General features: G+C 34.3%; 25 protein-coding genes. 20 read left to right on the top strand and 5 right to left on the bottom strand.

Features of this window, described 5'->3' with window-relative positions:
• The first annotated feature begins 8 nt into the window (after nt 1–8).
• The 18 genes from JHT90_RS06610 (at nt 9) to JHT90_RS06535 (ending at nt 9,716) form a co-directional block, all read left to right on the top strand.
• A complete protein-coding gene (locus JHT90_RS06610) occupies nt 9–212 on the top strand; it encodes a hypothetical protein (RefSeq protein WP_201095401.1) in 204 nt (67 codons plus the stop codon).
• Nucleotides 213–303: 91 nt separating this feature from the next.
• Nucleotides 304–903: a pentapeptide repeat-containing protein gene (locus JHT90_RS06605; protein ID WP_201095400.1), complete on the top strand. Its 600-nt coding sequence runs from the start codon at nt 304–306 to the stop codon at nt 901–903.
• An 11-nt stretch (nt 904–914) separates the two neighbouring features.
• Nucleotides 915–1,175 (top strand): hypothetical protein, encoded by a 261-nt coding sequence (locus JHT90_RS06600; RefSeq protein WP_201095398.1) that lies wholly within the window; start codon nt 915–917, stop codon nt 1,173–1,175.
• 2 nt (nt 1,176–1,177) lie between these two features.
• The gene (locus tag JHT90_RS06595; RefSeq protein ID WP_201095395.1) at nt 1,178–1,375 is read left to right on the top strand and encodes a hypothetical protein; all 198 of its coding nucleotides are present in this window, start codon (nt 1,178–1,180) and stop codon (nt 1,373–1,375) included.
• Nucleotides 1,376–1,687: 312 nt separating this feature from the next.
• The gene (locus JHT90_RS06590) at nt 1,688–2,107 is read left to right on the top strand and encodes a RyR domain-containing protein (RefSeq protein WP_201095393.1); all 420 of its coding nucleotides are present in this window, start codon (nt 1,688–1,690) and stop codon (nt 2,105–2,107) included.
• 114 nt (nt 2,108–2,221) lie between these two features.
• The gene (locus JHT90_RS15320; RefSeq protein ID WP_269090272.1) at nt 2,222–2,347 is read left to right on the top strand and encodes a hypothetical protein; all 126 of its coding nucleotides are present in this window, start codon (nt 2,222–2,224) and stop codon (nt 2,345–2,347) included.
• A gap of 518 nt (nt 2,348–2,865) precedes the next feature.
• Nucleotides 2,866–3,528, top strand: a complete 663-nt coding sequence (locus JHT90_RS06585) for an ERF family protein (protein WP_201095392.1) — start codon at nt 2,866–2,868, stop codon at nt 3,526–3,528.
• Nucleotides 3,528–4,286 carry a lambda exonuclease family protein gene (locus JHT90_RS06580; protein ID WP_201095390.1) on the top strand — a complete coding sequence of 253 codons (759 nt, stop codon included), beginning with the start codon at nt 3,528–3,530 and terminating at the stop codon, nt 4,284–4,286. Before JHT90_RS06585 ends, JHT90_RS06580 begins: the two co-directional genes overlap by 1 nt.
• Nucleotides 4,287–4,291: 5 nt before the next feature.
• Nucleotides 4,292–4,804, top strand: a complete 513-nt coding sequence (gene ssb, locus JHT90_RS06575; RefSeq protein ID WP_201095388.1) for a single-stranded DNA-binding protein — start codon at nt 4,292–4,294, stop codon at nt 4,802–4,804.
• Between the two features lie 8 nt (nt 4,805–4,812).
• Nucleotides 4,813–5,367: a hypothetical protein gene (locus tag JHT90_RS06570; protein ID WP_201095386.1), complete on the top strand. Its 555-nt coding sequence runs from the start codon at nt 4,813–4,815 to the stop codon at nt 5,365–5,367.
• 40 nt (nt 5,368–5,407) lie between these two features.
• Nucleotides 5,408–7,003, top strand: coding sequence for a class I SAM-dependent methyltransferase (locus JHT90_RS06565; protein ID WP_201095385.1), 1,596 nt, complete (start codon nt 5,408–5,410; stop codon nt 7,001–7,003).
• A 38-nt stretch (nt 7,004–7,041) separates the two neighbouring features.
• A complete protein-coding gene (locus JHT90_RS06560) occupies nt 7,042–7,413 on the top strand; it encodes a Lar family restriction alleviation protein (RefSeq protein WP_201095383.1) in 372 nt (123 codons plus the stop codon).
• A 133-nt stretch (nt 7,414–7,546) separates the two neighbouring features.
• Complete coding sequence (locus JHT90_RS15315) at nt 7,547–7,675, top strand: hypothetical protein (protein WP_269090271.1); 129 nt, start codon at nt 7,547–7,549, stop codon at nt 7,673–7,675.
• Between the two features lie 81 nt (nt 7,676–7,756).
• Complete coding sequence (locus tag JHT90_RS06555) at nt 7,757–8,050, top strand: helix-turn-helix transcriptional regulator (protein ID WP_201095380.1); 294 nt, start codon at nt 7,757–7,759, stop codon at nt 8,048–8,050.
• Between the two features lie 14 nt (nt 8,051–8,064).
• Entirely contained in the window at nt 8,065–8,298 is a 234-nt protein-coding gene (locus JHT90_RS06550; protein ID WP_201095378.1) for a hypothetical protein, read from the top strand.
• On the top strand, nt 8,295–8,510 hold the full coding sequence (locus JHT90_RS06545) for a hypothetical protein (protein WP_201095376.1): 216 nt from the start codon (nt 8,295–8,297) through the stop codon (nt 8,508–8,510). Before JHT90_RS06550 ends, JHT90_RS06545 begins: the two co-directional genes overlap by 4 nt.
• The gene (locus JHT90_RS06540; RefSeq protein ID WP_201095374.1) at nt 8,503–8,706 is read left to right on the top strand and encodes a DUF4224 domain-containing protein; all 204 of its coding nucleotides are present in this window, start codon (nt 8,503–8,505) and stop codon (nt 8,704–8,706) included. Before JHT90_RS06545 ends, JHT90_RS06540 begins: the two co-directional genes overlap by 8 nt.
• Nucleotides 8,688–9,716 (top strand): tyrosine-type recombinase/integrase, encoded by a 1,029-nt coding sequence (locus tag JHT90_RS06535; RefSeq protein WP_201095372.1) that lies wholly within the window; start codon nt 8,688–8,690, stop codon nt 9,714–9,716. The genes JHT90_RS06540 and JHT90_RS06535 overlap by 19 nt, the downstream gene beginning before the upstream one ends.
• 350 nt (nt 9,717–10,066) lie before the next feature.
• On the opposite strand, the gene JHT90_RS06530 is transcribed toward JHT90_RS06535, so the two are convergent.
• From JHT90_RS06530 to JHT90_RS06515, 4 genes are all read right to left on the bottom strand, one after another.
• Nucleotides 10,067–10,945 carry a tyrosine-type recombinase/integrase gene (locus JHT90_RS06530; RefSeq protein WP_201095369.1) on the bottom strand — a complete coding sequence of 293 codons (879 nt, stop codon included), beginning with the start codon at nt 10,943–10,945 and terminating at the stop codon, nt 10,067–10,069.
• A 566-nt stretch (nt 10,946–11,511) separates the two neighbouring features.
• Nucleotides 11,512–12,495 carry a tyrosine-type recombinase/integrase gene (locus JHT90_RS06525; protein ID WP_201095367.1) on the bottom strand — a complete coding sequence of 328 codons (984 nt, stop codon included), beginning with the start codon at nt 12,493–12,495 and terminating at the stop codon, nt 11,512–11,514.
• A gap of 34 nt (nt 12,496–12,529) precedes the next feature.
• Complete coding sequence (gene mobH, locus JHT90_RS06520; protein ID WP_201095365.1) at nt 12,530–14,515, bottom strand: MobH family relaxase; 1,986 nt, start codon at nt 14,513–14,515, stop codon at nt 12,530–12,532.
• A gap of 386 nt (nt 14,516–14,901) precedes the next feature.
• Entirely contained in the window at nt 14,902–15,432 is a 531-nt protein-coding gene (locus tag JHT90_RS06515) for a hypothetical protein (protein ID WP_201095363.1), read from the bottom strand.
• A 285-nt stretch (nt 15,433–15,717) separates the two neighbouring features.
• On the opposite strand from JHT90_RS06515, the gene JHT90_RS06510 reads away from it, so the two are divergent.
• Both JHT90_RS06510 and JHT90_RS06505 read left to right on the top strand, forming a co-directional pair.
• The gene (locus JHT90_RS06510; protein WP_236254059.1) at nt 15,718–16,164 is read left to right on the top strand and encodes a LexA family protein; all 447 of its coding nucleotides are present in this window, start codon (nt 15,718–15,720) and stop codon (nt 16,162–16,164) included.
• The gene (locus tag JHT90_RS06505; protein WP_201095361.1) at nt 16,164–17,426 is read left to right on the top strand and encodes a Y-family DNA polymerase; all 1,263 of its coding nucleotides are present in this window, start codon (nt 16,164–16,166) and stop codon (nt 17,424–17,426) included. Before JHT90_RS06510 ends, JHT90_RS06505 begins: the two co-directional genes overlap by 1 nt.
• Before the next feature lie 365 nt (nt 17,427–17,791).
• Here JHT90_RS06505 and JHT90_RS06500 read toward each other — a convergent pair whose 3' ends face one another.
• Nucleotides 17,792–18,484: a hypothetical protein gene (locus JHT90_RS06500; protein WP_201095359.1), complete on the bottom strand. Its 693-nt coding sequence runs from the start codon at nt 18,482–18,484 to the stop codon at nt 17,792–17,794.

Here is an 18,484-nt window from a genome sequence, read left to right as displayed (position 1 = left end):
GAAAGATCATGTTCTCTCAACCCCAAATAGAAGCCATCAGAAAAGGTATTGAAGAAAGTAAAAGTCTTATTCAAAAAATGGAAGATGCTCTTGATCTATCAGTTAAGTATCCAGAATCAGTAACACTACAAAGCGGAATAGGCTCTTATGGTTATTTTCTTACTAATGCTGCTATGGATATTACACAAGCTTCAAAGATTGAGGTTGCATAAATGGAAACAGTATTAAACATCATGTGCGGTTTTATTTTCACCGCAATGGTTATTTATTCAGTAATTGTATGGGCTTTATAGGAGAAAAACAATGAACTTAGATGAACTTCAAGAAGTATTAAAAAAACATGGCATGTGGTTAGAAGACGAGGAAGGCGGAGAATGTGCTAACCTGTGTGGTGCTAACCTGTTTGGTGCTAACCTGTTTGGTGCTAACCTGCGTGGTGCTAACCTGCGTGGTGCTAACCTGTGTGGTGCTAACCTGTGTGGTGCTAACCTGTGTGGTGCTAACCTGTGTGGTGCTAACCTGTGTGGTGCTAACCTGCGTGGTGCTAACCTGCGTGGTGCTAACCTGTGTGGTGCTAACCTGCGTGGTGCTAACCTGTGTGGTGCTAACCTGCGTGGTGCTAACCTGTGTGGTGCTAACCTGTGTGGTGCTAACCTAGAAAATAATAGGCTATGGGATACTTGCGGTGATAACAGATTTATAAAAACATTAAGAAACTGTGGCAAGTATACGATTACTTATACAAAAGACCGTATTCAAATAGGCTGTAAAAACTACTCAATAGAACAATGGCGTAATTTCTCTGATGATGAAATTGAACGCATGGATATTGGTGCGCTCGACTGGTGGAAAGAAGTTAAAGACTGGTTGTTTGAAACTATTAATAAGTTCCCTGCTGAGTAGAGAGGTTAATCATGTCCGATAAATACATTACTTTAGTTATTAAAAACCCTTCAGAAGACAGAGTTAAAACATTCAAATTATTTGAAGATAACGAAAATCTAGGAGAAATTTCAGCTATGTCAGTAGGACACTGTTTAGAAATTTTAAGTAGCTATGAAGAATTTGTAGAAAAAATAGCTAATGGTGAAATAGGTAGATATTACGTAGAGGACTTAGCTAAAGAATTTAAGCTAGAAATGGATAAAAAATATTTTGAAGACCATAGGAGTTAGTCATGGCTTATTACGAAATAGATTTATTAGCAAGATGTACTGTGATTGTTGAAGCAGATAATGAAGAACAAGCAATTAGTGAAGCTGAATGGTCAGCAACTAAAGGTGATTTTGAAGTTATGGATTATCGTACAGAAGAACTTGATGAAAAAACACTGGATAGCGCAAAGCGACATTGTGACATTGATTTAACTAAATAGCCCTTTTCACTTGCTAACTTTACGAGGTTAGCAACTAAAAATGGTTACAACTGGCTTTAATGCCCTGCTCTTTAACATAGTTAGAATCCCACGCTTGATAGAACGTTATGTTTGATGTGGATAAATAATCAAGGCGAGCTGATACGACATATATCAGCCATATAGACCCATGCTCTATATGCTAGCTGTTTATAAGTGGCCTGATCTGTCGCCAGTAGCGAGATACAGGTAAAGGTTTGTACCGCACAAGGAAAGATAGACAGCTCGAAAAGCTTTATAAAAATCAATTTTTAATCAAGCAGGTAAATTAAGATGAGTAAAAATGATTCAGATTGTTTTGCATTAGATGATTATGAAAAAAAATATTGTGAGTCACCATCAGCTGATTGTATAGATCATTCTTTTGTAGCGATGATAGCCCACAATGTGAATAAGGCTTATTGTCATTCTATTGGTGATGATAGTCAACCTAATTGGCATGAAGCACCGCAATGGCAAAAAGATAGTGCTATCAATGGTGTCAAATATCATTTAAGTAATGATAACGTTACACCTGAACAAAGCCATGAAAGCTGGTTAAAACAAAAGCAGGATGAAGGCTGGAAGTACGGGGAAGTAAAAGATCCCGAAAAGAAAGAGCATCCTTGTTTTAGACCTTACAGCGAGTTACCACAGGAACAGCGCACTAAAGATTTTCTGTTTAAAGCCGTTGTTGATAGTTTTAAATTTTAATTAATTACAAAAGAAAGCAGAAGAATCCTTGTATATTCTGCTTTCGATTTAGTTCACTAACAAAATTAGCTTTTAGAGGCTGATTTTATTAATGAACTAGTTGAGGTCTTACTAATGAGAAATTGTGATTGTAATAAGAAAGCAGAGGAAAAACTAAGAGAGAAAACAGGTGATCCTGATGAACGCAGCAAAGCAATTAAAACAGAAAACTATTTTTATGTAGTTTCTTCAAGATATTAATTACTTAAGCCATGACAAGGATGTCGATTTATTTCAGTCGGTAAGCTATGAGTGTTGTAGTTCCCTCTCTCACCCCAGATGTTACATAAGAATACAACGGAAGGCGCGCAGGAATGTATTACTGCAATCTGATTAATGTAATTGCCTATTTAATCAGTAGCTAGAAGGCAATCACCTGTCACAACTTAATATCCCTGTCATATTAATTATTTTGATATTAGGTTCGTGTCGCTGGACGAGAGTAACCAGCACCTCATAACTAAGCATATTTCCTATATAGATTAAAAGTGCTAGGCGATTCGCTAGCGAACAACAGAGGAGACTATTCATGCTATGAATTTAATTAACATTTAATAATATTTAATTTAAGAGAATCAAGAAAGGCTGTTAATTCGGCCTTTCTTTTTATCTATAAGAGAGCAATTTAGCTATACCCCTAGTTACCTATGCTAAGCCAATTTAAACAATGGCTAGATTGCTCTCTTATGTGTAAATGAACATTAATCAGAGGTATTAAAATGTCAGAACAAAATAACCAACCTGAACAGTTGCCAGAAGCAAAGAATATTTATCAAGCAATGGCCTGTGTTATGGCTGATATTGAAGCTATAGGCAAAGATAAAAGAAACGAACAACAAAATTTTAATTATCGTGGCATTGATGATATTTACAATGTTATTCATCCTATTTTATCAAAGTATGGAATATTCACTGCTCCAGAAGTTTTAGAGCAATCAAGAACTGAAAGAACCACTAATAAGAATGGCAAAGTTAGTGTATTAGCCTTTGTTAATATAAAGGTTAAATATACTTTTTGGTGTAAAGATGGCTCACATCTTGATTGTGTTGTTGCTGGTGAAGGTATGGATAGTGGAGACAAGGCTACAGCTAAAGCCATGTCAATAGCTCACAAATACGCCCTACTTCAAACGTTTAGTATTCCAACTGCTGAATTGATAGATCAAGAAGCTGATACTTATGGTGATATAACTCCTTTATTTAATGAGGATGAATTTAATTCCAAGTTAGAAAAAGCAAATACTGCTGAAAATCTTAGGGAGCTATGGACTGATACAAATAACACCTTGAAAAATATAGGTGACTCTACAACTTGGAACAGATTAAAAGTATTAATTTCTGATAAGCAAAAATCAATAAGCGAACAAGAACAGGCTAACTAATGATTATGTATAACTGTTCACAAGGAAGTGATGAATGGTTTAAAGCGCGTGCAGGCTGTATTACTGCAAGCATGTTTAAAGTAGCAAGGAGCAAGATAAATACTTTAACAGTTCAACAAAGCATTTACGTTAATGCTATCAAACAAGGTTTACCAGAAAAAGAAGCTTTAGAGAAAGCCAGTTATAAGGCTAGACCTAAAGCTGATTCTATAGCTAAAGCTCTTAGAGGTGAAAAAGTAGGTGAGTTTTCAGAGCAAGCCAAAAACTATGCTTTAAAAGTAGCCATTGAACGTATATCAGGACAGCCATTAGATGAAGGTTATCAAACTTGGCAAGCCAGAAGAGGCAATGAGTTAGAACCTTTAGCGCGTATGGAACACGAAGCGCAAACAGGATTTCTAGTTAAGGAAGTAGGCATTGTAAAAACTGATGACGGTGTTTTTGGTGCTAGTGCTGATGGCTTTATTAATGATGACGGTGGCTCTGAATATAAATGTTTTCTAGCCCCTGACAAGTTAAGAGCTATTTATCTTGATGAAGATATTTCTGACGTAATAGATCAGGTTCAAGGCTGTATGTGGATTACTGGTCGTAAATGGTGGCATGTGTGCTTGTACTGCCCTGCTCTTGAATCGGTAGGCAAACAGCTTTGGTACAAAGAGTTTAAACGTGATGATGATTATATAGAGCAACTAGAAGCTGACTTATTAGAGTTTAAGCTGCTAGTTGATGAATATGAAAAAAGATTAAGAGGTTAAATACTATGGCTCAAAGGGGCATTAATAAAGTTATATTAGTAGGTAACATAGGCAATGAACCAGAAATGCGTTATATGCCTAATGGCAATGCAGTGACTACTGTTTCATTAGCTACTTCTGACACATGGAAAGACAAAAATACAGGAGAACAAAAAGAGCGTACTGAATGGCATAGAGTAACTTTCTTTGGCAAGATTGCTGAGATTGTAGGCCAGTATGTACACAAAGGTTCTAAACTGTATGTTGAGGGTCGTTTACAAACTAGGAAATGGGAAGATCAACAAGGTATAGAACGGTACACAACTGAAATAATGGTTGATATGGGCGGTACAATGCAACTGCTAGACAGTCGTCAAGATGCAAATAATGGTTATGGTCAACAGTACCCTAACCAGCAACCACAGCAACAAAGACAACAATACAATAATTCACAGCAATTTCAACAACCTCAAGATCAACAAAGACCACAACAGCCAGCACCTAATTTTGATGATTTTGATGATTCAATCCCCTTCTAGGAGGCTATATGAGCAATCAAGCATGTATAGAAGCTTATGATAAACATAAAAACCTTAAGTTAGCTGCTGATGAAGTAGGTATTAAGTGGCAACAGCTTTACACAATTCTTATTAAAGAAGGTGTAAAAGTAACTGGTGACAAGGCGCGTTATGGCTCTGATAGTGACAAATTAGCAGCTGAAGGTGAGCGTATTTTTAAAGAGTTAGTTCCTATAGCTAAAGATTTAAATGCAGAGCAATTTCAAAGCAAGATTGATTTTGATGTATTAGGTTATAGCGTAGACGTTAAAACCTCTACTCTCAAGAAAAGTAATTGTAGATCAGAATCTAAAAGATGGGCTTTTAGCCTTAAAAAACAAGAATACTTTGCAGATTTCTTTGTATGTATAGCCATCAAAGATAATAAGCTTCATAAAATCTATTTGATTCCATGTGAGTTGGTACGGTATTACCAATCAATTAGCATGTCTGAAAATGGCAGTAAATGGGATGACTATCTTGTTAAGCCAGAAGACTTATTAGATTTCTTTAAATCTTTACCAACTAAAGAAACTGTACATTAATTAAATTCCAATACCAAGCTATTATTTAATGAGGCTTACCATGAACGCTCAATGCTCTCCTATTGCTGGCGAATTAGTAGATAGCAATCCTTTCTTTGCTCCTGTTGCTTACAACAGAGTTGATGATTTACTTTCTGAATTTACTTTTAAGAAAAATAAGATTAATAGTTTTTCTGAAAATCTTATTAAAGAAATGGATGAAGTATCAGGTTATTTTGGAAATTACTATGCTAAAAAGAATAATGGTAATTATCCGCCTCGTCTTGAGTATTTAACAAATAAAGAAGGTGCTATTAAGTCTTTAGAAGCTGAATATTGGCAAAAAATTATTAACCTTACTGGCGTATTAGACATTATGCCAGAAAAACGTAGAGCTGAATTAAATAAGCAAATTAGCGAATATGAAACCATAGAGTTTAATAGAGACAATATACAGGCTACTGTAATAAGTCTTTTAACTGATAGGGAAAAGTTTTTTGCTGAACGTGTGGATGGCGTTTTTAGAGCATTATCAGGCAATCATGTTACTAATCAGCCTGAAGGCTTTAGTAAAAGGATGATTCTTGAGTATGTTAATGATGGACATATTTATTATGGAAATTATACAAAGAAAGGATATTTACATGATCTAAGGGTAATAGTAAGGAAATTCGCAGGGCTTCCTAATGACTCTAGTTATAATACTACTAATGATCTAATACGCACAGCAAATAGAGTTACAGGTCAATGGATGTCAATTGATGGTGGCCACATTAGATTAAGAGTTTATAAAAAAGGTACTGCTCACGTTGAAATTAATCCTGAAATGGCTTGGAAATTAAATAATGTATTAGCGTATTTATATCCTACTGCTATTCCGCCTAGATTCAGAGAAAAACCAAAAAAACAGGCTAAAGAATTTAAGCTAATGGAAAAGCCATTACCTAGTGAAGTTATTGTATTTCTAACGCAATGCACAAGAATAAGTTACAACTCTATAGAGTTTAAAACTTATGGCGTTAATCAATATATTATTGATGAAGCTGCTGAAGTATTAAAACAAATAGGCGGTGTTAAAACTACCGAAGAAACTGTTAGGGGTAGCCATTGGGTAACATACTCATTTGACTATCCAGTTGACAGCATAATTGATGAAATAGTCCAAACGGGTGAAATACCACATTATAAAAGCTATCAGTTTTATCCTACGCCTGAAAATATTGCTAAAGAGGCTATAGAAATAGCTGAAATAGGCGAAACAGATCAATGTTTAGAGCCTAGTGCTGGTATAGGCGGACTTGCCGATTTCATGCCTAAAGATAGAACATTATGTGTAGAAATAAGCGAGCTACACAGTAAAATCCTTAAAGAAAAAGGATTTACAGTTGTTAATGGTGATTTTATCGAACTGGCTGAAAAAACTAATAAACGCTTTGATCGTATTGTAATGAATCCGCCATACAGTGAAGGACGTTGGAAAGCTCATATTGAAGCAGCTAGCAAGCTACTTAATGAAAATGGGAAGCTTGTTGCAGTATTACCAGCAAGTGCAAAAGATAAAGAACTATTGAAAGGCTTTAAACATACCTATTCACCCGTGTATGACAATGAGTTTTCAAGTACAAGCATTTCAGTAGTAATAGTTAAGATTGAATAAATTAACTGAACAAGATATTAAGGATATGGAGCAAGCCAATGACAGAACTTAAACCATGTGCTTGTGGTGGCGAATCTTTGCTAAACAGTTACTTTAACGATGTTTTTCATTATGTTGAATGTACTAAATGCGGAATAACTACACCGCGATTATCTTCTAAATCTGAAGTAATCAGAATATGGAACACTCGCCAACCAGCTATTAACTGGCAGCCTATAGAGGAATTACCTAGAGAGCCAATGCCTATTTTACTGCATGGACAAGGCAGGCCTAAATATTTACCAGCCCAAATATTAGAGGCAAATGGTGAAGGAATTTGTCTTATAGCTACTGAAGGTGGCGTATCTAATTTTGGTACTATTAAAAAAATATATACCCACTTTTTAGAACTAACACCGCCTAATTCCTAACTATCTAACACTTAGCTAGTCATAGCACACAGTAAAAACTCTTACTCAACACTTACTAACATTCTTATTCACAGTATTTGTGGATAAATACCCTACTCCTACTAACTATCATTTTCACTAATGAGGTGTACTTATGTCTTTTATCGTCTGTGAAAAAACAGATAAAGGTAAATATAAAACTGTATCTGGTGAATTTTCTTCTCCTGAATTTTGTTTTGATTATATCGACCTAGCAAAACGTACAGGGGGGGTAATAACTTAAAGGTAATGATTAAGCAAGGTAGAAAGCTTACTCCTTTCCATAAGATTAATGAACAGATTAATTTATTAACAGGTTAAGTAAATGAAACAGATTAATGACTTATTGAACAAGCTAACTAAAAGAGAAAGAGAAATTTGTATTTTGTTAATCAATGGTTATCCAGCAAAACAAGTTGGTTTTGAGTTGGGAATTGCAGAACCAACCGTAAAACGTCTTACGACAAACATATTTAATAAGTTAGGTATTAACAATAAAACACAGTTAGTCAGCTTTGTATTCACAGATTTTATTAAGAATATTGCTAATAACTCTTTTGATAATCCAGTTGATGCAGCCAATCAATTTTTGAGTAGTTTACAGGTAGAGCCTACTTAGGGCGAGGAGTGATTATGATTAAAGTAAGTATAGATTATCTAGCAACACTTGGTAGCAAGTACCTGCTAAGAGTTATTGACGAGAAGCTTCCAAACTATATAGATGATCCTATTGATCGCTATGCTTTATTAAGCCTTTACTCAATGATTGACAAGGGTATGGATGATGAAGCATTTAAAGAAGTTATTTCTCTACTAAAAAAGATTTTAGGCAATGAATTAGAAGTTAAAGAGGAGCTTATTGAATGAGAGTTGAGCAAGGTGTAAAGATATTAACTACTTCAGAAGCAGCAATATCAGTTCCTAATAATGAACATTTCATTATTGGTACTTTTGATAGTGGATTCATTATTCATAAAGCAGAACCAGATAACCCTAAAGAAATGATAGGAATTATTTTTAAATTAGAAACAGCCATAAAAATAGCCAAGTTTCTTAATAAAGGTGGTCAAGATGAGTGAAGTATTAGATGAAGATGATGTATTTCGATTAACTAGACGTAAACATACAAAACCACAACGAGAAGTATTAGACGCTATGGGAATTAGGTATTTTGTCCACCCTGTAGACAATGTAATTATTATCCCTAAATCCTCTATTCAAATTGAAGATAAAACAAAAGTTAAGAGACAGCCAAAATGGAACGACAACGGATAAAGACATTTGCTCAATCTGTGCGCTGGAAAAATGGTGCATGGAGATATAGAGTTCCTAGATGGGTATCAGAAGCGCAAAGAAAACAACTCTTTAATGGCAAACAAGAAATAACATTAGCAAAGAACCAAGCTGACGCTTTAATAAAGTATTCAGAAATAATAAAATCACTCTCTGAAGAAGATCAACCAATTATAACAATGAATGACCTAATGATTAGGTACTTATCAGAAGTAACACCAACTAAAGCTATTAATACACAAAAATTAGATATTATTTCAATTAAAAGACTGCGTACTGTATTTGGTGAGATACCAGTAATTGAGTTTGAAACACCGTGGGTATTTAAATATAAAGATAAAAATAAGGATAGAAAGAAAGCTACTAATAATGACTTGGCAGTATTGAGTCACCTATTTAGTAAAGCTATTGAGTGGGGAATTATCAAGAATGAGCAGCACCCAATGAGAGGCTTAAATATTAAGTTTTCTATGAAGTCACGTACTCGCTATGTTGAGCATTGGGAATTAGAAGAATTTTTAAGTGTATGCTCTCCCTTTATTAATGCTTATGTAAAATTAAAACTAGCAACAGGTTTAAGACAAGGCGACCTGTTAAGACTTACTATAGATAATTTACAAGATGATGGTATCTATTCAGTACATCAAAAAACAGGAAAGAAAACTATCTATACATGGAATGAAGAACGAAGAGAAGCTATTATTGCGTGTTTAAAGGTTCGTCCTTGTGAATCAAAGTATATATTTTGTACTCGTGATGGTAACTCATATTCAGATGGCAGCCAAGCAAGCGGTTTTGCTTCTATATGGCAGCGATATATGAAGAAGGCATTAAATACTACTAATTTAAAAGAACGTTTTACAGAGCATGATTTAAGAGCTAAAGTAGCTACCGATTCAGATGATATTGAACAAGCTAGAAAAAGATTAGGTCACTCTTCTACCTCTTTAACTAAAAAAGTATATGATAGAAAGGCAGAAATAGCTGATTAAATTTGTCCCACAAGAAAGCTGTAACCATTGCAAAATAGTAATCAATTTCAGTATATTTTTATATAGTGTGGGATTTTGTATGTATATTAATGCTTTGTGTTGCAATGTTTTTAAAGATTCGAGCTAGTGACTCTTAATCAATTGGTCACAGGTTCGAACCCTGTACGACCCACCAACTGCTACTCTTGACTTTCACGGGATTGCCGTCCTGTGAAGTTAAATGAAAGATATACGTGCGCTCACAATTCACGTACTCTTTCAGAATATACCGCCTACAGAAATTTTGCAAGATATTTCTTGTAATTTTTTTTGTAGGCGTTGTTCTTTTCTCCTCTTTTATATCTAAATGATTATTTACAATACCCCACTACTCGTCTGTTATCTAAAGCCTGTTTGATCATTTTTATATCGGGTTCAACATATTCTAAAGTGGTTTTTATATTAGTATGTCCCATCAGTTCTTTGACTAAATGTAAATTACGATCAGGATCTTTCATTAGGTCTGTGCCTAATGTATGTCTAAATCGATGAGGGGTAATCCTACTACCAACTTTTTTAGAGATAAATTCAAACACATTGGATACTCTGTCTAAGGTCATTTCTTCTGTTAGATTTTTTCTTGCTTTTAATGTATAGCGATTAACATTAAAGAGTTGGTCACTTTGATTAAAACCTTTTATAGTAGCTCTTTGGATAATGTTTTCTAGCCAAGGCAATAAGCTATCACAGATAGGTACTTGGTATTCTCGATGAGTCTTGGAGCCTTCTAAGCGAATATGAAGCAGTTGACTTCTTAGGTCAACATCGCTTAGTCTTAAATGGATCAGTTGGTTTCTTCTAATACCTGTGTAGTAAAAGGTTTCAAAAACTGTTCGCCAAAACCATACAGGGTGCAGTTTACCAACAGGTTGTCCTTGTTCATCCTTTGCTTGGATTTCTTCAAAATATTGTCTTGTATTGACTATAGAGAATGCAGTCAATGTTTTTTTCTTTTTCTTAGGTACTGGAACAGAGAGTTCTAAAAAAGGATTTTTCTCATACTCTAATATGCCCTCCTTGATGGCATAATTAAAGATGGCTTTTAAATGTCTAACATAGCTATTCCAACTGGAAGCTTTTAGTCCTCTGTCTAGCTCTTCTCTTCTCCAATTGATAAGCAGTGTTTTTTCAAGGTTATAAATACTAAATGTTTGATGTTTTATAAGTAAACTTTGTAGCTTACTCATCATTTTACGATAAGTCCTTTTGGTTTCTGGTCTTAATATGTTATTAAATAAAAAATACTCAACAAGCGACTGACAAGTGAATGATGATATTTTGGATGAAAACGACATAATTTCACACTCTTATCTGTAAATTCTGTAATAACAGAATATATTTATTTTTTTCATCACCTAAAGTGATTTCGTTTTTTATAACATCACAATTGGAATGGTTTTAATAACAGTTATTTAGTCCATTCCTCCCTTATGACTAGAAACAAAACGTAACAAAATGTGACTTTTTGTTTCTGTAAATAATGTATCCAAAAATATTCATGTGCGTCAAATAATCTCAGATGAGGTATGAGACTAATAACCATTTATTAATTATTTATTTTAAACACACCATATTGAGGAAATATAAATAAATATTACTACATATTGTGTTTTATAGAGTTTTATTAAATTTTGAATAGAGTACTATAATGAGTTAGACTCATGATAGTATGAGTTATTTCCGCATTAATTTAAAAAACTTTTTAAAATATAAGAATATTTATCTAAAATATATTAGCTATTAGTATTACAAGCAATTAAACCTGACTAAATTTTCGTCCTTTCAATGTGTTACGAGTATCTAATATTTGCTTGATGGAGCTAATATCCGTTTCTATATATTCTAAGGTGGTTTTTAGGTTAGTATGCCCCATCAAATCTTTGACTAAATGCAGATTACGATCAGGGTCTTTCATCAGGTCTGTTCCTAGTGTATGTCTGAAACGATGTGGGGTGATTCTGCTGCTGAGTTCTATGGAAAGGGATTGAAAGACATTAGATACTCTGTCTAAGGTCATTTCTTTGGTTAGGTTTTTTCTAGCTTTTAAGGTATAGCGGTTAACATTAAAGAGTTGGTCATCTTTGTTAAACCCTTTGCGAACAGCTATTTGGATAATATTTTCTAGCCAAGGCAATAAGCTATCGCAGATAGGTACTTGGTATTCTCGATGAGTCTTTGAGCCTTCGAATCGTATGTTAATTAATTGGTTTCTTAGGTCTACGTCTCTGAGTCTCAAATGAATGAGTTGGTTACGTCTAATACCTGTATAATAGAAAGTTTCAAAGACTGTTCGCCAAAACCATACAGGATGTAGTTTGCCAACAGGTTGCCCTTGTTGATCCTTTGCTTGAGTCTCTTCTAAATATTCTCTAGCCAGTACGATTGAAAATTCAGTAATGGTTTTTTTCTTTTTTTTAGGTACTGGAACAGTGAGTTCTAAGAAGGGGTTTTTAGGATAATGGAGTAGGTTGTGTTCTATACCGTAGTTGAAGATGGCTTTTAGGTGCCTAATATAGGTGTTCCAACTCACATAGGCTAATCCTCGGTTAAGTTCTTTTCTTCGCCATGTAAGTAGTAGTTTAGGCTCAATGCTATGGATATCCATTCCTTGGTGTTCATTAAGGAGTGTTTGTAGTTTGTTGATAGCTTTACGATAGCTGCTGACTGTATCTTTTCGAATAATTCGGGAGAATAAAAATTCTTCAAGTAGTTCTTGGCAGGTATATATAACGGGTACCATTATCTAATTTCCTGATGTTTAATCATATAGCACATTAATTGCTTAAGTTATCTTGCTGTGTCTCTGTTTCAGTTTTTAAGGTTAAAAAGGGGTTGTCATGAGGTATAAATTCTTTGTAAAACGATTCTGAATTTAATAAATAGCCTTGAATGATTTTGCCCTTTTTACGTGGCCCTTTGACTTCGCATTGCCATATATTGAGTTCATCGGGTCGTTTTTTATGGAGTTTTTGTTGTTCAAACCCTCTTTGTACCCAACGCCATGTTTCCAGTTTGATCGATTTTGCTTTAAGTTGTTCTATTTCAGGGTGTTCGTGAGTAAATCGCTGAAAGATACCTGGTGAAACTATGAGGAGCTGTTGTTCGATTATGTGTAGTTTGGCGTTGCTGTCATTGATAGGTAGTTTATGATGTTCAATTTTAAATTGAAGCCAATTTACAAAGTGTTTACCTATTTCTTTGGGTGAAAGTTCTTGCTGTGCATTGATAATAAAGGCTGGTTGTGATTTTTCTGGGTTGTCTATTTTTTCTGTTATTTCAAACGATTGTTTATTTTTATTTACTACTTCTTTACATTCTGTATTATTGATTTCATCATTTATTTCTGATCTTTCTGGGGTTATATCATCATTAAATAGCGCAAGTATGTTATCTGTATCATCTTCAGTATTAAGTTCAAAGTTTTTGGTTTCTTTGACAGGTGACTGAGTAAGTATATTGCTTGGCGTATCTTCTAATAGGTTGACTGTGTTATCAGTATTATTGATTAGATTATGTTCTTGACCCGTGTCTAAATTTGTTTGCTTAACAGTTGGTTCAGCCAATAGGTTTATTTCTGGTTCATTGGTTGTTTTGGTTGGTTTATCTTCACTAAAAGCAATAGTTCCATCAAATACTGAAGGTGTTTGTTCTGTATTGTTCCAGATTAAGGTAGGCAATATTCTGATCAGAGAGAATTCTTGTTGCCAGTTGTTTGATTGATCGCTCACAGTGGCTTTCCATATAGCTTTTTCCTCTTCTGTGGCTTGGATAATGCCAAAGGATTGTAGTTCGTCAAATAGTTTGGTGTTGTTGCTAGGAATGCCTTCAAATCCATTGCTTAGTAGGTAGGCTCTTACTTTGTCAGCTACTGTTTTGCTCATTAACCACAAGCCTGTGTTGGTTAACCATGCATCACCTGGTGTTTTGTTGATGATCAATTCATTTTTAATCAAGTGTTGTAAGGCTGTAATCAGTTTTTTCTGAAGTGAGTTGTTAGGAGCTTGGATAGCTTTGTCAGGATTAGCTCCAATATTTTTAGCAGTAGAGATTTTGTCCGCTTTGTTAACAATTTCACCCAACACACCTGCCTGTTCATAACGCCCTGCTAGTAAGTTAAGTAGGTTGCTCCACAGTTCTGGATAGTTGGATAACCAGTTCATTATTTCTGGTGCAATGATTTTGTTGTAGAGTAGCCCTGCTGCTGCATCATGTAGATGGTAGTCGCGTCCTTTGATGTATTTAAAGCGATAGGGTTGTTTGATTGGTTCCATCCAAGGATGCCAGTGTGTTCCATCTTGTAGCTGTACATGTATATCGACAGCAATTTTACCTATATCGTGGAGTAGTCCTCCATAGGCGATAGCTGCTGTCCAAGCATCGGCTTGGACAGCTTGGTCTTCTGGTGGTGCTCCAGGTGGTAATAAGTAGCTTTGACGCAATCTTAGGGCATTGGCGATCAGTTCTAAACCATGATCTAGCATTCCACCTAAATAGGCATGGTGGTGGCTTTCAGAGGCAGGGAATTGTTGTACCAGTTGAGCATAGCGTTCTATAGGCAGTAGATAGATGGTGTAGAAGTTTTCTTTAGATAAGGAGGTATGCTGCCATATATGACTTAATATCGCTTGTCTTAGGTCTGTTTGCAGTAGTTCTTTTGCCGATAATGGCTGTAAATAACCCTGTTGCAAGTTATGTTTAACTTCACTGGGTATGGTCTTTTTATCCACCAACCCAAGTAGTGTTCGTAGTTTAATGAGCATGTATTTCTCCGACGAGCGCAGCGAGGTGGAGGATATTCCCTTTGGCCTTTTAATTAGTCCTTAAGCCTTTTTAGGGTAAGCCCCTTACCCCTTAATTACCCTTCCCTTTAGCCTTTTAGAAGCCTTTTGACCTTTTTACGCCTTTTACCCTCGTAGGAATATAGTTAAATAGAAATTACTCATTTCCATTTAACTGTGTTCTTTTTTTCAACTAATGTAATACTAATTTTATAATCTTGAGATTTATTATTACCAATAAATGCTTATTGAAAGATGTGTTATTTTTTTAAAGCATAATTATAGGAAAAAACATATTAATGACGCAGATAATGTATTAAGAATACTTGGAGCGCATGTCTTTAGTTGAATTAAGAAAAGGATTTATCTCACAAATCTTTCTCATAAATAAACCTTGTTAAACAGGATATTAATAGATCAATACTTTGTTTAAAATTATCTTGTTGATCTCTAATTCCATATGACCATTTCTCTCCATGAAACAGGTTATTTCGTAAACGTAAAACAATTATCAATATTGCAGCAAGCGTTTCTTCAGGTTCATTTGTTTCCCCCAACAAAACAGCTTTAACTAGTTCTTTTTTATCAGGTTTACGAAAATACAGATCATCAAATAAATAATTTGTACCATCATTTGAAATGTATCTATTTTGAAAATAATTAAGATGTGGCATCCAAAATATACTAGATAACTTATTATCTTTTTTCAATTCATTAACTTTATCAATAATTTTTTGGGCTGAAGCAGATTTATTTAGTAGTCTATTTTCAAAGAGCATCCATAAAAGACTAAAACTATTAATAGATAGCAGTTCTTCATTAGGAAGAGAACAGAAATTGCTTTCAAACTTTTTTAGAAAATCATATGTCTCTTTAGTAACAGTCTGTTGTATTGTCATTTCTTTTCCTTAATGTAATCTATCTAAAAACCTTACCTAAATACATATTCGCAATAATTACATTATATTTTATTTTTCAGTGCATAAAATGCTGATATTAGACCAAAGTCGTATAATTCTTATTGACTAACATAAATTTATAGCTATATCATTCAGTTATGATTTTTGTTTTATCCTCTTTGATAACTCTATTTATCGCATTCATTTCCAAAAATAATGAGCATGATGCCTAGGGATTTTGGCCTACGGACTTTGTATTGTATTAATTTTTTTGGAGATTTTCTCTTGGACAGAATAACCCGTGCTGTTGTACTTGGCGGTGTCCGTGAGGTCGTTGAACGTTACCTACCGCTTGTTAATAACCCCGTTAGAGCTGGTTTTCCCTCACCTGCTGATGACTACTTAGAAACTAAACTTGATCTTACAGAACATTTAATTCCACATCCTAGTGCTACCTACTACATTCGAGCAGCAGGTGATTCTATGATTGAGTATGGAATATTTGATGGTGATTTACTAGTCGTTGATCGTTCTCTTGAAGCCAAAGTTGGTGATATTTTAATTGTAGCTATTGATGGTGAGTTAACCTGTAAACGTTTAGCTTATATGCCTAATTCACTTTGTTTGGTTTCTGGCAATCCTGAATACCCTACTATTCCTTTAGAGGATAAAGATGTTCATGTATGGGGTGTCGTCATACATACTATTCATTCTTTAAGAGGTAGAAGTTAGTGATTGGTCTTATTGATTGCAATAACTTTTATGCTTCTTGTGAACGTGTATTTAACCCAAAACTTGAAGGTAAACCCATAGGTATTCTTTCCAACAATGATGGCTGTGTCATAGCTCGTTCTAATGAGATTAAGCCTCTTGTGCCTATGGGAATGCCTGCTTTTAAAATATCTCCTGATATTCGTAAACATATCACTTTACTTAGTTCTAATTATGAGCTTTATGGAGATATGAGCCGAAGGGTATTTAACACGATTAATGAGGAAGTTTCAGATTTGGAAATTTATTCAATAGATGAAGCTTTTATTCATTTATTAGCTTATGCCAATCCTGTTGATTATTGTAAGCATTTAAGAAAGATCATTAAACGTAATACAGGTATACCCGTTAGTATTGGTCTATCATCCAGTAAAACCCTCGCGAAGCTAGCCAATCATGTAGCAAAAAAGAATCCTGAATATGAGGGAGTCTGTCTTTTAAATGCCGATGATACATTATTAGATGATCTATTAAAGGAATTACCTACTTCAGAGATATGGGGTGTTGGCAGTAGAATCGCTACTAAATTATTATCATTGGGAATAGAAACTGCTTGGCAGTTGCGAGAGGCCGATTTAAAGTATATTAGAAAGCATTTTTCAGTACTTTTGGAACGTACTATTCTTGAGTTACGTGGAGTTTCTTGTATTGAGTTAGATGATTTTGAGACTCCCAAAAAGAATATAATGACTTCAAGAAGTTTGTCACATACTACAAGTAATCTTTATTATTTGAGTCAAGCCATTAGATTACATGTTAATAGAGGTGCTGAAAAGTTAAGAAAACAAAACTCTGTTGCACAAGCTGTAATGGTTTTTCTGAAAACAAATCGCTTTCAAGAAAGTCACCCACAATACAATCCTTCTATTGTTATTCCTTTACCCTTTCCTACTGATGATACCAGTGTAATTGCTAATACCGCTAAAGAAGGATTAAAAGCTATTTATCGTAAGAACTATTTATTTATGAAAACAGGTATTATGTTACTGGATCTCATAGATAAAGATCGTATGCAATTAGACTTATTTAATTCTTCACAACCAGTTGAGAAACAAAGTCGTGATAAACTGATGGGTACCATTGATAAGATTAATAGTAAGATGGGAAGAGGTACTATACAAGTGGGTTGTACTAAAGCTAGTGCTAACACAAGTATAAAACGAAACTTTCTCAGTAAGCGTTTTACAACCAGATGGAATGAACTACCCGTTGTTAAAGTTTAACTCTTAAAAAATAGGTAGTATTATCTTTTCCTTACTCTGTTGTCTGTTGCTCTATTCGTTTTTTATTTCTGTTTTTAATTTTTTTAACAACGAATTTAACTCCTAATGCTAGCACTCCAAGCACTGACAAGAAGATTGTTAGAACCAGAAAAATACCTAATTTATTGGTTCTTCTACGAGGTTTTGGCTTTATTTTAGGCCGCATGCTGACATTTAGTTTTGGAGTTGGCTTAAACTTATCCATTAGAGTAAGCAGTATGAAACTTAATAATTGCACCTTCTTTGTTCCTTTTATGACTTAACAAAAACTGCTTATGCTCTTATATGCAAAATACTCTGTAATGGTCTTAGTAAGATTTTATACTTCACAATTTATCACAATACAGTAAACAATCTCCATCTGCATCATACATTGGTTTTATAGGATCTTTAATCTGTTGAATGGACCAATAAAAAGAGTCTTGCTCTTCATTTATTGGGTATATCCAGAATGTGTTTTTTCCAATTTTCTTTCTTGTAGCCTTTGTACAGTTACCATCTAAATAATACTCTGCGTAATCAATTTCAAAAGCTGTATATTCTTCAGCTATCCATTTGGCAGGACATATTCTATTACCTGCATCAATAAAAATACCATCTCCTGCTGTTAATAAACTTTGATCATTAAAATTGTCACCAGTATCTCTTTCTGGTCGATACCAATAATAAACTTTATCATTCCCTTTCCATAAAGGTTTATTATCTTCATTTAAGAATTCAACAAGATAACCTGTCATAGGCTCTCCGTTGCTATTAATTACATTTGCTTGTTGATCAAATTCAAATACCCCTGCTCCGATAGCAACTATGGCTCTTATATCCCATTTCGTTACACGTGATATTTTAAGAGGCCTGTTGATATCTTCTTTTGTCATTTTTAAAGAAGATTTTGGTGGAGAAGGCAATGGTGTATCACAATTAACCCTAGAGGTTTCACACTCAGGGTTATAGGCATTAGCATGTATAACATTATTCAATAGTAATATTAATATAAAAACAGGCCATTTTATAAATTTCAT

It is taken from the genome of Entomomonas asaccharolytica, assembly GCF_016653615.1.
GTDB lineage: Bacteria > Pseudomonadota > Gammaproteobacteria > Pseudomonadales > Pseudomonadaceae > Entomomonas > Entomomonas asaccharolytica.
This window is presented reverse-complemented; position numbering and strand designations above follow the sequence as displayed.

Excerpts from the sequence above, each read along its gene's own strand:
- JHT90_RS06610 (WP_201095401.1), top strand. The coding sequence starts at position 9 with ATGTTCTCTCAACCCCAAATAGAAGCCATCAGAAAAGGTATTGAAGAA.
- JHT90_RS06605 (WP_201095400.1), top strand. The coding sequence starts at position 304 with ATGAACTTAGATGAACTTCAAGAAGTATTAAAAAAACATGGCATGTGG.
- JHT90_RS06600 (WP_201095398.1), top strand. The coding sequence starts at position 915 with ATGTCCGATAAATACATTACTTTAGTTATTAAAAACCCTTCAGAAGAC.
- JHT90_RS06595 (WP_201095395.1), top strand. The coding sequence starts at position 1,178 with ATGGCTTATTACGAAATAGATTTATTAGCAAGATGTACTGTGATTGTT.
- JHT90_RS06590 (WP_201095393.1), top strand. The coding sequence starts at position 1,688 with ATGAGTAAAAATGATTCAGATTGTTTTGCATTAGATGATTATGAAAAA.
- JHT90_RS15320 (WP_269090272.1), top strand. The coding sequence starts at position 2,222 with ATGAGAAATTGTGATTGTAATAAGAAAGCAGAGGAAAAACTAAGAGAG.
- JHT90_RS06585 (WP_201095392.1), top strand. The coding sequence starts at position 2,866 with ATGTCAGAACAAAATAACCAACCTGAACAGTTGCCAGAAGCAAAGAAT.
- JHT90_RS06580 (WP_201095390.1), top strand. The coding sequence starts at position 3,528 with ATGATTATGTATAACTGTTCACAAGGAAGTGATGAATGGTTTAAAGCG.
- ssb (WP_201095388.1), top strand. The coding sequence starts at position 4,292 with ATGGCTCAAAGGGGCATTAATAAAGTTATATTAGTAGGTAACATAGGC.
- JHT90_RS06570 (WP_201095386.1), top strand. The coding sequence starts at position 4,813 with ATGAGCAATCAAGCATGTATAGAAGCTTATGATAAACATAAAAACCTT.
- JHT90_RS06565 (WP_201095385.1), top strand. The coding sequence starts at position 5,408 with ATGAACGCTCAATGCTCTCCTATTGCTGGCGAATTAGTAGATAGCAAT.
- JHT90_RS06560 (WP_201095383.1), top strand. The coding sequence starts at position 7,042 with ATGACAGAACTTAAACCATGTGCTTGTGGTGGCGAATCTTTGCTAAAC.
- JHT90_RS15315 (WP_269090271.1), top strand. The coding sequence starts at position 7,547 with ATGTCTTTTATCGTCTGTGAAAAAACAGATAAAGGTAAATATAAAACT.
- JHT90_RS06555 (WP_201095380.1), top strand. The coding sequence starts at position 7,757 with ATGAAACAGATTAATGACTTATTGAACAAGCTAACTAAAAGAGAAAGA.
- JHT90_RS06550 (WP_201095378.1), top strand. The coding sequence starts at position 8,065 with ATGATTAAAGTAAGTATAGATTATCTAGCAACACTTGGTAGCAAGTAC.
- JHT90_RS06545 (WP_201095376.1), top strand. The coding sequence starts at position 8,295 with ATGAGAGTTGAGCAAGGTGTAAAGATATTAACTACTTCAGAAGCAGCA.
- JHT90_RS06540 (WP_201095374.1), top strand. The coding sequence starts at position 8,503 with ATGAGTGAAGTATTAGATGAAGATGATGTATTTCGATTAACTAGACGT.
- JHT90_RS06535 (WP_201095372.1), top strand. The coding sequence starts at position 8,688 with ATGGAACGACAACGGATAAAGACATTTGCTCAATCTGTGCGCTGGAAA.
- JHT90_RS06530 (WP_201095369.1), bottom strand. The coding sequence starts at position 10,945 with ATGATGAGTAAGCTACAAAGTTTACTTATAAAACATCAAACATTTAGT.
- JHT90_RS06525 (WP_201095367.1), bottom strand. The coding sequence starts at position 12,495 with ATGGTACCCGTTATATATACCTGCCAAGAACTACTTGAAGAATTTTTA.
- mobH (WP_201095365.1), bottom strand. The coding sequence starts at position 14,515 with ATGCTCATTAAACTACGAACACTACTTGGGTTGGTGGATAAAAAGACC.
- JHT90_RS06515 (WP_201095363.1), bottom strand. The coding sequence starts at position 15,432 with ATGACAATACAACAGACTGTTACTAAAGAGACATATGATTTTCTAAAA.
- JHT90_RS06500 (WP_201095359.1), bottom strand. The coding sequence starts at position 18,484 with ATGAAATTTATAAAATGGCCTGTTTTTATATTAATATTACTATTGAAT.